The 12,869-nt window shown below is 59.0% G+C and carries 12 protein-coding genes; 3 read left to right on the top strand and 9 right to left on the bottom strand.

Annotated features, from left to right (window positions below):
• Position 1: 1 nt before the first annotated feature.
• Genes napH through napF form a run of 5 tightly spaced genes read right to left on the bottom strand, consistent with a single transcriptional unit; the run spans position 2 to position 5,056 of the window.
• Entirely contained in the window at positions 2-919 is a 918-nt protein-coding gene (gene napH / locus ACR0DL_RS10125; protein ID WP_480688924.1) for a quinol dehydrogenase ferredoxin subunit NapH, read from the bottom strand.
• The gene (napG, locus tag ACR0DL_RS10120; RefSeq protein ID WP_170349931.1) at positions 916-1,734 is read right to left on the bottom strand and encodes a ferredoxin-type protein NapG; all 819 of its coding nucleotides are present in this window, start codon (positions 1,732-1,734) and stop codon (positions 916-918) included. The genes napH and napG overlap by 4 nt, the downstream gene beginning before the upstream one ends.
• A 27-nt stretch (positions 1,735-1,761) precedes the next feature.
• Positions 1,762-4,254, bottom strand: a complete 2,493-nt coding sequence (gene napA / locus ACR0DL_RS10115) for a nitrate reductase catalytic subunit NapA (protein ID WP_170361756.1) — start codon at positions 4,252-4,254, stop codon at positions 1,762-1,764.
• On the bottom strand, positions 4,251-4,544 hold the full coding sequence (locus ACR0DL_RS10110) for a chaperone NapD (RefSeq protein ID WP_170349929.1): 294 nt from the start codon (positions 4,542-4,544) through the stop codon (positions 4,251-4,253). The genes napA and ACR0DL_RS10110 overlap by 4 nt, the downstream gene beginning before the upstream one ends.
• A complete protein-coding gene (napF, locus tag ACR0DL_RS10105; RefSeq protein ID WP_480688922.1) occupies positions 4,541-5,056 on the bottom strand; it encodes a ferredoxin-type protein NapF in 516 nt (171 codons plus the stop codon). Before napF ends, ACR0DL_RS10110 begins: the two co-directional genes overlap by 4 nt.
• Before the next feature lie 312 nt (positions 5,057-5,368).
• On the opposite strand from napF, the gene ACR0DL_RS10100 reads away from it, so the two are divergent.
• Genes ACR0DL_RS10100 through ACR0DL_RS10090 form a run of 3 tightly spaced genes read left to right on the top strand, consistent with a single transcriptional unit; the run spans position 5,369 to position 10,336 of the window.
• The gene (locus ACR0DL_RS10100; protein WP_480688920.1) at positions 5,369-7,780 is read left to right on the top strand and encodes a DUF3141 domain-containing protein; all 2,412 of its coding nucleotides are present in this window, start codon (positions 5,369-5,371) and stop codon (positions 7,778-7,780) included.
• Positions 7,777-9,171, top strand: coding sequence for a bifunctional enoyl-CoA hydratase/phosphate acetyltransferase (locus tag ACR0DL_RS10095; protein WP_480688918.1), 1,395 nt, complete (start codon positions 7,777-7,779; stop codon positions 9,169-9,171). The genes ACR0DL_RS10100 and ACR0DL_RS10095 overlap by 4 nt, the downstream gene beginning before the upstream one ends.
• Entirely contained in the window at positions 9,164-10,336 is a 1,173-nt protein-coding gene (locus ACR0DL_RS10090) for an acetate/propionate family kinase (protein WP_480639301.1), read from the top strand. Before ACR0DL_RS10095 ends, ACR0DL_RS10090 begins: the two co-directional genes overlap by 8 nt.
• Before the next feature lie 3 nt (positions 10,337-10,339).
• Here ACR0DL_RS10090 and ACR0DL_RS10085 read toward each other — a convergent pair whose 3' ends face one another.
• From ACR0DL_RS10085 to ACR0DL_RS10070, 4 genes are all read right to left on the bottom strand, one after another.
• On the bottom strand, positions 10,340-10,813 hold the full coding sequence (locus ACR0DL_RS10085; RefSeq protein ID WP_170551961.1) for a hypothetical protein: 474 nt from the start codon (positions 10,811-10,813) through the stop codon (positions 10,340-10,342).
• Between the two features lie 10 nt (positions 10,814-10,823).
• Complete coding sequence (locus tag ACR0DL_RS10080) at positions 10,824-11,081, bottom strand: hypothetical protein (RefSeq protein WP_170349923.1); 258 nt, start codon at positions 11,079-11,081, stop codon at positions 10,824-10,826.
• Positions 11,082-11,226: 145 nt separating this feature from the next.
• Positions 11,227-11,898 (bottom strand): D-lyxose/D-mannose family sugar isomerase, encoded by a 672-nt coding sequence (locus ACR0DL_RS10075; RefSeq protein ID WP_480688916.1) that lies wholly within the window; start codon positions 11,896-11,898, stop codon positions 11,227-11,229.
• 17 nt (positions 11,899-11,915) lie between these two features.
• The gene (locus ACR0DL_RS10070) at positions 11,916-12,842 is read right to left on the bottom strand and encodes a carbohydrate kinase family protein (RefSeq protein WP_480688914.1); all 927 of its coding nucleotides are present in this window, start codon (positions 12,840-12,842) and stop codon (positions 11,916-11,918) included.
• Between the last annotated feature and the right edge of the window lie 27 nt (positions 12,843-12,869).

Raw genomic sequence — 12,869 nt, 5'->3', positions numbered from 1 at the left:
CTTAAATAGGTCTGGCTGCGCGCCGGTCGGGCGCGGGAACTGGATCAGAAGGCGCGGCGACATGGTCGTCGAACCGGTGAGTAAAGGTGAAGACATCGACAGCGCATACGTCGATGCAGCGGCCGCAATTGGTGCAGTCCGGGGAAAGGATCAGTGGCGTTGTCCCGGGCTTGCCCTTCAACGCGGGGGATATGATTTGATTTTCTGGGCAGACGGCATAGCAATCCATGCAATCGTCACAGGCCGCCCGGTTTGCGGCGCTGACCCGCAGCAAGCTTTTGCTGCCGATCAGACCATAGAAAGCGCCGATCGGGCAGATATGACCGCACCATCCGTGGCGCGCGACGAACAGGTCAAAGATAAAGATCGCAGCAACCATGGCCCAGATAAAACCCGCACCAAAAATCAGCCCGCGATGCAGCATGGTGATGGGGTTGATCAGCTCCCAAGCGATCACGCCGGTCAGGCCCGACACGACCAGAACCATTGCCAGCACCCACAGGCGTGTGCTGCGTTTTGGTTGCCAACCTTTCGGCAGGTCCAGTCGCCGGTGCAGCCAATTGGCGGCGTCGGTTACCGGGTTGATTGGGCAGACCCACGAGCAATAGACGCGGCCCCCGATCAGCGCATAGGCGACCAGAACGATTAGCCCGCCGATCAGAGCAGTCAATTCAGGCCAATGCCCGGCAATGATGCTTTGCAATACAATAAACGGATCGGTCAGAGGCAACACGCCTAGGGTCAGGGACCCGGCCAGTGTGCCTTGCACGATCCAGATGCCGAACCAGGGGCCCAACAGGAACAGGACCAGAAAGAACAACTGGCTGGTGCGACGCAGTAGCAGAAAACGATGCGCTCCGATCCAGCCTTTGGCTTCGATCGCTTCGTGACCGACAGGAATATGCGTGCGCGCGCTCATTGGCCTACCCCCGGCAGGTCATATGACGGTGCAAAGCCGCCCGGTGTGGTCAGGTTGTCTGTGCCCGGTCCCGGCAAGCGGTCGGGCAGATCGATCAAGCCGTCCACCAAAGGCCCGCCATGGGCCTCTTTTTCTTCCCAGCCTTTGCGATAGTGGTCGGCCGCGCTGCCCCGCGCCAGTCGTTCCGGTAGAACCTTGATGGCAGCTTCCGGTAGGACACAGCTTTTTTCGCACATGCCGCAACCGGTGCAGCGCTCGGCATGCACGGTGGGGATGAACATCGCATGATGGCCCGATCGGGCGTCATGGGCCGCTTCCAGCGTGATCGCGTCATCAATGACGGGGCAGACGCGATAGCAGACGTCGCAGCGCAGGCCCTGAAAGTTCAGACAGTTCTCCTGATCGACCAGAACGGCAACGCCCATTTTTGCGTCGTCGATATTGTCCAGCCCCGGGTCCAGCGCACCTGTGGGGCAAGCGGCAACGCAGGGAATGTCGTCGCACATCTCACACGGCACATTACGCGCCGTGAAATAGGGGGTGCCAGTGGCCACGGCATCCACCCCAAGTTCGGCCAGTTTCAACGTATCGTAAGGGCAGTCCCGCACGCACAGCCCACAGCGGATGCAGGCCGACAGGAACGCCTCCTCAGGCAGTGCGCCGGGTGGACGCAACGCCTCGGCCGGTAACGCACGGGCATCACGGGCCAGCCAGGCCAGCAAAGACCCTGCGACCACGCAGCCGCCTGCCGCGCGCGCCGAATCCTGCAGGAAACGGCGCCGTTGCGGCGAGAGGGGTGTACCAGCCAGAGACATGGGGGCTACCTTTGCGATCCGGGCCGGTTACGCGCGCTCGACCTTGCAGGCGCACTTTTTATAGTCGGTTTCTTTCGACAGTGGGCAGGTCGCGTCCAGCGTCAGTTTGTTGGTCAGCTGGTGTTCGTCGAACCACGGCATGAAGACCAAACCGCGCGGCACCTTGTTGCGTCCGCGGGTTTCGACCCGGCTGGTGACCTCGCCGCGGCGAGTGGACAGAACGATCTCCTGCCCGCGGCGCAGACCCCGATCCTTGGCGTCCTGCGGATGCATGTAGACGACAGCGGATGGGAAGGCGCGGTGCAATTCCGGCACCCGGCGGGTCATCGAGCCCGAGTGCCAATGTTCAAGCACACGTCCCGTGGACAACCACAGATCAAATTCTTCATCCGGCTCTTCAGCCGCGGGTTCGTAGGGCGCAAAGATGATCTTGGCCTTGCCGTCCTTGTGGCCGTAGAATTTTACGTCAGCGCCTTCGGGAACATACGGGTCAAAGCCTTCGCGGAAGCGGTACAGCGTTTCTTTGCCGTCCACGACCGGCCAGCGCATACCGCGTGCCTGGTGGTACATTTCGAACGGTGCAAGGTCGTGTGCATGTCCGCGTCCGAATTCTGCATATTCCTCGAACAGACCTTTCTGAACATAGAAGCCGAAATGTTCGGCGTCGTCGTTGTGGAACCCTTCCGCTGTCTCGGACAGCGGGAACTGATCCACCTTACCGTTGGCATAAAGCACGTCGAACATGGTTTTGCCTCGGTGTTCGGGCATCTTGGCCAGCAGTTCTTCGCCCCAGACCTCTTCGACGGTGAAGCGTTTGGAGAATTCCATAAGCTGCCACAGGTCAGATTTGGCCTCACCCGGGGCCTGCACCTGCTGCCGCCAGAACTGAGTGCGGCGTTCGGCGTTGCCATAAGCGCCTTCCTTCTCGACCCACATGGCGGTGGGCAGGATCAGGTCGGCAGAGACGGCGGTGACCGTGGGATAAGGGTCAGAGACAGTGATGAAGTTTTCGGGGTTGCGATAACCGGGATAGCCTTCTTCGTTGATGTTGGGCGCGGCCTGCATGTTGTTGTTGCACTGCACCCAATAGGCGTTCAGCTCACCATCTTTCAGCTTGCGGTGTTGCAACACAGCGTGGAAGCCTGGTTTGGGCGGAATGGTACCTTCGGGGATGTTCCACGCAGTTTCGCAAATCTCGCGGTGTTCATCATTCGCCACCACCATGTCGGCGGGCAGGCGGTGGGCAAAGGTGCCGACTTCGCGTGCAGTCCCGCAAGCTGACGGCTGACCTGTCAGCGAGAAGGGCGAGTTGCCCGGTTCGGAAATCTTACCCACCAGCAGATGCACATTATACATCAGCGAGTTCACCCAAGACCCGCGGGTGTGCTGGTTGAAGCCCATGGTCCAAAGGCTCATGACCTTACGGGTTGGGTCCGCATATTGCTGCGCGAGTTTCTCCAGCTTGTCTGCTGGAACGCCCGACAGTTCCGAGGTGTATTCCAGCGTATAGGGCGCAACTGCTTCGGCGTATTCTTCAAAGCTGATGCTCTCAAGCGCGCCAGAGTTCGGGTTTTCTGCCTCTTGTTGCAGCGCGTTGGTTTCTCGCAGGCCATAGCCGATATCGGTGGCAGTCTTCGTGATGTTGACGTGATTTCTGACGAAATACTCGTTCACCGCGTTGTTCTGGATGATGTAGTTCGCGATGTAATTCAGGATCGCCAGATCGGTCTGTGGTTCAAACACGATGCCGTTGTCTGCCAGTTCGAACGAACGGTGTTCGAAGGTCGACAGCACGTGGACTTCACATCCCGGCTTGGTCAGGCGCGTATCGGTCAGGCGCGACCACAGGATCGGGTGCATCTCGGCCATGTTCGAGCCCCACAGCACAAAAGTGTCCGCGTGTTCGAAATCGTCATAACAGCCCATCGGCTCATCAATGCCGAATGTGCGCATGAACCCGACAACGGCGGATGCCATACAGTGCCGCGCGTTGGGATCGATATTGTTAGACCGGAATCCGGCCTTCATCAATTTGGAGGCGGCATAGCCTTCCCAGATTGTCCACTGACCCGAACCGAACATTCCAACACTGGTTGGACCCTTCTTGGCCAGGGCCTCTTTCCACTTGGCGGCCATGACGTCGAAGGCTTCGTCCCAGCTGACCGGCTCGAATTCACCGTTCTTGTCGTATTCGCCGTTGGTCTTGCGCAGTAGCGGCGTAGTCAGACGGTCCTTGCCGTACATGATCTTGGACAGGAAATAGCCCTTGATGCAGTTCAGGCCACGGTTGACCGGCGCGTCCGGGTCGCCTTGCGTGGCCACCACACGGCCGTCCTTGGTGCCGACCAGCACCGAACATCCGGTACCGCAGAACCGGCAGGCCGCCTTGTCCCAGCGGATATCGGGGGCCCCGGCCTGCGCGTTGGCCTGACCGGTGGCCAGAGGAATGCCAGCGGCTGACGCAGTGGCAGCGGCCGCTGAGGCCTTGAGAAAAGTCCGGCGAGATTCTGAAGTAGTCATAGCGTGAGCCTCCGGCTGGTGGTTTGGCTTTGGGCATCGGGATGCGGGGTAGCCTCCGCAAGATCCTCGAAATGGTGATAGGTCAGCGTTAGTGAGACCACTCCGGGGATCTGATGCAGATCCATGATGATCTCGGACGCCAGGTGATCGGATGTGTCTTCGACGACGACGACGAAACGGCCGTCTTCGGCCTGGGCATGCACCTCGACGCCTGGTGTGTCGCGCATCGTTTGCGCCGCGGCCTCAGCTTGGTCAGGGACGATATGTACAAGGCAACCGCAAATATTCATTGTATCGCTTCCGTTTTAGATGTGGGCTGACGGTCAAGCGCGATGGCATTGACAGGGCAGGAGGGCACGCAAGCACCACACCCAACGCAGGTGTCGGCATCCAGCGAAGGCTCGGCCAGACCGCCCAGTTGCAACCTGAAGCGGATGGCATTCTGTTCGCAATTATCCTGACATACGCGGCAGCTGACCCCGTTCATGGACAGGCAAGAGGATGTCTCGATCGCCGCGCGCCAGGGCCAGTCCGGCAGGCGTTCGATTTGCAACGCGTCTGTCGGGCAGACCGTGGCGCAATCGCCGCAAAAGGTGCAGGGGTTTTCACTGGGCTTAAACACGGGGAAACCGTCCTGACCGACGACAATCACCGTTTCCTGACAGGCGTCGACGCAGTCGCCACATTTGGTGCAGTGATCCAGGAAACCCGGCACATGTGATCCCGGAGGACGGGCAATGCTGCTGTCCTCCCGACATATTTTGGCGCTTAGAAACGCCCGACGACTGGTCATCTGGCTCATTTGGCTGGACTGTACGCGCTTGATTCCCTTACTAGGTTATCCCAATAGCGTTTCCGAATGTGATGAATCTTGATCCAGATCATTATTGAAACATTTATTTTTCGCCTTTTCGCCAGTCACCTGACAGTTGAAGTTGTCCAATGCCGCTCAGGAGGTGGCTGCACCAACGGTTAGAACCAAGACGGCGCGGCGCAGAGTTGGGTTTGAGTATCATTTCGAAACAAACTATGCTGCGTCGCAGAAATCGACTCGGCCACTGGCAGAATTTTACGGTGGTGGCGCATGTGTTTTCGATGGTTAGAGGACAGGCTCATGGTGACCAATGTGCAGAAGACCTCGTTGAACCTTCGGTCCGAGACGGCTGAAAATGCGGCTGCGGTTCAGGACCGAACGGTTGATATCGTAACCCGCGCTTTGGATCGGTCCGGCGTACAATGGACCCTGTTGTCCCAATCCGCCCGGCTGCAATCGACGCGGATTATCGAAACGCATTCAGAGCGGACCCGAGATCTGATGCAGGGCTTCGCCGAGGTTTCGCAGCGCATTGCGCGTTCGCAATCGATTGTCGACGATTGGACAGCTTATCTGAAAGACGCCACCCAGCGCGTGGTGCTGACCATGGACGCGCTGCGTGAACGCGGAGACGTTTTTCTGGAGCATGAAGCTGCGGGTTGCCCGCCGGTGCTGATCTATGACTATGAGGTCATCGTCGACGGGGCGAACCTGAAACGCCCCTGCAATTACCAACTGCTGCGCATCCTGCCGCCCAAAGGTGTAACCATTGACGACACCCGGCGTCCCTACATCATCATCGATCCGCGTGCCGGTCACGGCGGCGGGATCGGTGGATTCAAACCAGACAGTCAAGTTGGCGTTGCCCTGTCAAAAGGGCATCCGGTTTATTTCGTCAGTTTCGGGCGAGACCCTGTGCCGGGGCAGACACTTGCCGACGTCATGCATGCCGAGGCCGGATTCGTGCGCACTGTCCGCGCGCGCCATCCCGACAGCCCGCAGCCGGTCGTGGCCGGCAATTGCCAGGGTGGCTGGGCCACTTTGCTGATGGCCGCCTGCAACCCGGATCTGACCGGACCGCTGATCCTGAATGGCGCCCCCATTGCGCCATGGTCGGGCGAGGTAGGAGAAAATCCGATGCGGTATAACGCGGGTGTTCTGGGCGGCACCTGGCAACCGATGTTCTGGTCGGACGTCGGCGCGGGCATGTTCGATGGCGCCAATCTGGTGATGAATTTTGAACAGCTGAACCCCAGCCGGAATTATTTCGGCAAGTATTTCGACCTCTACCGCGACTCTGATGGCGGTCGGAAACGCTTCATTGATTTTGAGCGCTGGTGGGGTGGTTACTTCCTATTGAACGAGGCCGAGATTCACTGGATCGTCGAGCAGCTGTTCGTTGGCAATCGGCTGATCAAGAACACCGCGCAGTTGGAACCGGGCGTGCCGATCGACATCAAGGCGGTGAAAGGCCCGATATTTGTCTTTGCCAGCCAAGGTGACAACATCACCCCGCCCCAGCAGGCACTCAACTGGATTGCCGCCACATACGCAGATGAAGAGGAAATCCGTCTGCGCGGTCAGCGGATCATCTACATGTTGCATGATGAGGTTGGCCATCTGGGCATTTTTGTTTCGTCCAAAGTAGCGCGTAAGGAACATACGCAGATGGCTTCGACCCTGGAAACGGTCGAAGCAATGGCACCAGGCCTCTACGAGATGGTGATCGAAAACACCCAAGGCGAAGGCCAGGATAAACAGTTCGAGGTTCGGTTCTATGACCGCACACTCGGGGATGTAGCCGCGTTGGACGACGGCCAGCAGGATGAGGCCAGCTTTGCCGCGGTGGCCCATATGTCCGAGGTGCAGGCGAATGCATATGAAACCTTTGGGCGTCCTTTTGTGCGATCTGTTTCCACACCGATGGGCGCAAAGGCTTTGCGTGATCTGCACCCTCTGCGCGTTCAACGCACGGCGATGTCTTCGGACAATCCGATGATGAAGGGGGTTGCGCAATTAGCCGGGATGACGCGCGAACTGCGCGCCCCGGCGACAGCTGATAACCCGTTTCTTGAGATGGAAAAGCTGACCGGCGACTGGGTCGAACAGGCCATGGATCTGAGTCGAGACCTGCGCGACGCCTGGTATGAAGGGATGTTCTATGCGCTTTGGGGTGGTCCGCTGGCCGCGTGGTTCGGCAAGAAGAACGCTGCCCACCGTACCTTGCCTGATCCTGAAACCCTGAAAGCCCTGCCCGAGGTTGAGTCAGCATTGGCGCATATGAAACAGGGCGGGCTGCCCGAGGCCGTGATCCGGTTGTTGCTGTTGCTGGCCTCAAGCAACCAAAGCTTTCGGGCTGAAATTCTGCATCGCTGGGCGCATGTGTTCCAACATGAGGCCCCGTTCAGGGATCTCACCGTCGAAGACCGCCAACGCATGTTGCGCGAACAGACAGTGATCGTCACGTTTGACGAACAGGGTGCGATAGATACGTTGCCCGACTTGCTTCCGCGGGTTGCTGACAGAAAACAGGCGGTTGATCTGCTCAAGCGTGTTCTGGGTGAAATTCCGAACCCTTCACCTGAGCTTGTCGAGATGGCACAAGCACTGTACGACACGCTTGATCTTGCTGAGATCAAACAGAAAACCGGAACTCGGTCCAAACCTAAAGGGCGCAGTTCGGCTGCTGCGAACAAGGCCAAACAGAAATGAAAATAACAGAAAACCGCACCTACACGCAGATCAAGGTCGGGGACGTGGCGCAGGTGACGCGCTTATGTACGGTCGATGATCTTTATGCCTTTGCCTCGGCCTCGGGCGATCATAATCCATTGCATCTGGCGGGATATGATGGCGATGGCGACGGCCACCCCGAGGCAGTGGCCCCAGCCCTGTGGCCTGCCGGTTTGATTGCGGCAATTTTGGGCAATATCCTGCCCGGCGCGGGCACCCAGGCGCGGTCGGCGAACCTGTCTTTTCATGCGCCTGTTCTGGCTGATGACGAGGTGACAGCGACGCTGATCGTGACCGAAAAGCGGGACGACGGTGATTTGCTTTGTGCGACCGAAGTGCGCCGCGTGGGCGACAACGCTCTGATCCTCAGTGGTGAGGTGCAAGTGACACCGCCAGCCAAACACCTGACCTTTGACTCGGTTGACGTGCCCGGCCTGATCGTTCAGCGCCATCGCCATTTCGATGCACTGATCGCAAAGGCAAAGCCTCTGGATCCGATGCCCACAGCCGTGATCGCCCCGGAAGAGCCGAACTCGCTGGGCGGTGCGTTGCTAGGGCATTCCAAAGGTATTATTGCGCCGATCCTTCTGGGTGATCCTGACAAAATCGCTGCCGCCGCCGCCGAGTTGAAGGCCGATTTGTCGAGTCTCGAGATCATTGAAGCCCGCAGTCATGAAAATGCGGCCCATCGCGCTGTGGACCTGGTGGTTGAAGGTAAGGCGCAAACCCTGATGAAGGGGCATTTGCACACCGATGTTTTGCTGCGAGCGGTTCTGCGACGCGACAAAGGTCTGCGGACAGGCCGTCGCCTGTCGCATGTGTTTGTGATGGACGTGCCGGGCTTTTCACGGCCCATCATGGTGACGGATGCGGCCGTGAACATCGCCCCGGACCTCGAGACCAAGGCAGACATTGTGCAGAATGCCATCCATCTGGCACACTCGATCGGGATAGAAACACCAAAAGTTGGCGTCTTGTCTGCGGTTGAGACGATCAACCCGCATATGCCCTCGTCTGTGGATGCGGCGCTGTTGTCGAAAATGGCCGAGCGGGGTCAGATCACCGGTGGACTGGTCGATGGCCCACTGGCGATGGACAACGCGGTTGATCTGAAGGCGGCGCGAACAAAGGGCATCAAGTCCGCCGTCGCCGGGGCGGCGGATATCCTCGTGGCCCCTAATATCGAAGCTGGCAATATGGTGGCCAAACAGCTGACTTACATTTCCCATGCCGAGGCAGCGGGAATTGTGGTAGGTGCCGCCGCCCCGATCATTCTGACGTCCCGAGCGGATGATGATGCCTCGCGGTTGGCTTCCTGTGCGGTGGCGGCGCTGCATGCGCAGGCAAACAAGGGTAAAATTCATGGCTGACCATGTGCTGGCGCTGAACGCCGGGTCGTCTTCGTTGAAATTCGGGCTGTATGAACTGGTCGAAGGCAATCGCCCCAGCATGCGTTGGCACGGCCAGATCGAACGCTTGGGGGATGCACCGCGCTTGTTGGCGGAATCTGCCGGGGGCCGCTCGATCAACCAGGCGCTGACGGATACCCAAAGCCATGACGAGGCAATCCAGGCCTTTCTGGACATGACACGCGAATATCTGCCGGACATCCACATCCGCGCCATAGGTCACCGGGTTGTGCATGGGGGGACGGTGTATTCCGAACCCGTGCGGATCGACGACAAGGTTCTGGATACTCTGGCCGGGTTCATCCCCTATGCGCCGCTGCACCAGCCATTCAGTCTGGCCGGTATCCGTGCAGCCAGCGCCGCCTTTCCAGACACGGTTCAGGTAGCCTGTTTCGACACCGCCTTTCACCGCACCCATCCATGGGTCAACGATACCTTCGCCCTGCCGCAGAGCTATTATGACAAGGGCGTGCGCCGGTACGGCTTTCACGGCCTGAGCTATGACTACATCACGCAAAAGCTGAAAGAGACCGCGCCCAGCCTGTATGATGGCCGCGTTGTCATCGCGCATCTGGGCAATGGCGCGTCGATGTGTGCTGTGTCAGGCGGGCGGGCTGTGGCGTCGACCATGGGTTTTTCCGCATTGGACGGCCTGCCGATGGGCACCCGCAGCGGTCAGCTGGACCCGGGTGTCGTGCTGTACATGATGCAGCAGGAAGGGATGAGCGCGGATGAAATCGCTGACATGCTCTATCGTAATTCCGGCCTGCTGGGTCTGTCGGGAATGTCATCGGACATGCGCACCCTGCTGGCCGCCGAAACGCCCGAGGCCCGCAAGGCGATCGATTATTATGTCTTTCGCATTCGCCGAGAGCTTGGCGCCATGTCTGCTGCGCTGGAAGGGTTGGACGCGCTGGTGTTCACGGGCGGCATTGGTGAGAATGCAGTACAGATCCGTCAGCGGGTTTGTGACGGGATGCGCTGGATCGGGATTGAAATGGATCCCAACAGGAACGCCGACAATGGCACGGTTCTGTCGACCGATTTCAGCCGCGTGCGCATTCTGGCAATTCCCACGAACGAAGAGATGGTGATCGCCCGCGCCGCCGCCCGGATGGTGCAATAGTCGCTATTGCTCGGGTTTGTCTTTGCGACGCTTGGCGTATTTGATCAGCGTACTCAGAATGGCGCTGATAACATCGGGTGTCAGGGCACCCAGCGGGTCGCGCCGGATGCCTGTCACGGTGTTACGTGCGTCGGACAGAGTGTCTTTGATCTCGGTTTCGATATCTAACAGTGCCATATCGCGCAATTCGACCGCGGCTGTCGTATCCGCCTGCGCGTTCTGCGTGTTGGCCATCAGAACCAGGATCACACCCAGCAACAGGTTGGCCCCAGCCATGATCAGCGCGGCCAGCGGTTTGGACAGGGTTGCTGACAACCAGAAAAAACCAGCCACGTTCAGCATGATGACAGCCAGCCCCACGGCCAGCCCCGCCGCAGCGTAAAAGCCGGTACGCCGTGCGGCCACGGCAACATGGCGTTGGGCAATCAACCGTTCGGCGCGCAGAATGATCGAGATATTGCGGGAAATGCGGCTCATGTTCAGGCTCCTACCGGGATCGGCCTAGCAGATAGCCAAGCGTAAAAATGCCAAGCGCAAACAGGATCGGTCTTTTGTGCGGCAGATCCTCCAACTCGGTCAGGGCTTCTTCAAGCTGTCCGGTCCAGTTGTCGATGTTCTCGGCAATCCTGTCGGCCACAGTATCGTGTGGTTCCGGCCTTTGTGCCTGTTCACGGGTCGCAGTTTGCTCGGCCAGTTGGCGGCGCAGATCGGCAACTTGCGCTTCAAGCTCAGCTTTCGTGACCATTGGACCGGCCCCCTAACAGTTGTTGCGCTAACAGGTCAGGGTTGGAACCCCCACCCACGGTTTCGCAGCCCATGTTAATGCGTTTTTCCGGTTTAAGAAAAGCGACTTATCATTTTGCGGGTCAGGTCAGCCTGAAAACTGCGTATCAAGAGTAGTAATCCGCGACCAACAGGAAATCCGGCGCGACGTCTTCTTCGATGGTTGCAAAGCGCGGGATCGGGTCTTCGAACACGTTGTCGGTTCGGTCGTCATTGACGGTCGAGACCTCGCCAATCAGGCAATCGCCTTTTTCGGCCCAGAAGGCGTGCCATATGCCGGGCATCAGAGTGACGCTTTCGCCGGGTTTCAAGCGAAGCAACTCACCGGGCCGAATTGTGACGGGGCAACCGTCGCTGGGCACGACAACAGGATTTTCACGGTCGATACCGCCTTGCGGGTCCGAGGCATAGATCTCCATCACCAGATCACCACCGCCGCGGTTTATGATGTCTTCGGCTTTCACAATGTGGCGGTGCATTGGCGACAGCTGTTTGTCCCGCGATACCAGCAACTTTTCGGCATAAAGCATGCCCCGACCGCTGTTCAGATCACCCACATCGCCGTTTCGCAAGGTGAACAGGAACAGGCCCAGCTCATCAAAGCGACCCTGCCCGTAATCGGTGATGTCCCAACCCAGCCCGCGTTCGCGAATGCCTGCGGCTTTGTCACTGCGCATTTGGTCAGGCGACCAATTGGCAAAGGGGGGCAGGACCGCACCGAAGGAACGGATAAAGGCATCGGCCTCGGTTTTGATGGTGTTGATGTCAGAACGTTTCATTTAGATCTCTTTGGGGTTCAAAGCTCGTGCGCCCAGGGAGGGTTGGCCCCGGCGCGGGAAACGGTGATGGCTGCAACCTCTGCGCCTTTGGCCAATGCGGCGCGCAGGTTTTCGGTACTCAGGGTGCGTAGCGCGGTTTTGGTCAGTTGCCCACCGCGCTCCAGCTCGGCCAGCACACCAGCGTTGAACGTGTCACCTGCACCGACGGTATCGACAACCTGAACCGGTCGAACAGGGACTGAGGTTTCGGACCCGTCCGCCAGATAGCCTGACGCGCCGTCACCGCCACGCGTTACAATGACCACGGCAGGCCCGGCTTGCAGCAACAGCGGCACTTTCTCAGTGATGCTTTCCGGGCCGGGAATGATCCAATCCAGATCCTCGTCCGAGACCTTTACGATATCCGCCTTTGCGATCATCCGGTTCAGACGGGTGCGATACCGGGTTTGATCCTTGATGAAATCGGGCCGGATATTGGGATCAATCATCACCGCCCGATCCGCCCCTTGCCGGTCCAACAATGCGGCATAAGCGTCTGCGCAGGGTTCGCACGCCAGGCTGATTCCGCCGAAATACAGCGCCGAAATAGCGGGGAGCTGATCCGGCATTTCCTCGGGCATCAGCATGCGACCCGCCGAGTTTTCGTCGATAAAACTATAAGTGGCGTGCCCGTCCTTCAACTGCACAAAGGCCAGCGTCGTGGGGCGATCTGATCGGATCACATGGCTTGCATCCACATGGCTGGTCTTCAGGGCTTCGGCCAATTGCTCTCCGAACATATCCGAAGACAGGCCAGTCAGCAGCCCAACCGGCGACCCCAGTCGCCCCAATGCAATGGCAGTGTTTAAGACCGCGCCACCGGAATGGGGCACAAAGCCATCACCGCCCGAAATGGTCGGGGTGGCGATCATGTCGATCAGGGCTTCACCGCAGCACAGGATCATGCCGGGTCCTTTCTGTCTTGTGGGATC

Source organism: Ruegeria sp. BB5 (assembly GCF_056539405.1).
Note: the sequence above shows the minus strand (reverse complement) of the source record. Positions and strands in the feature narration are given on the sequence as shown.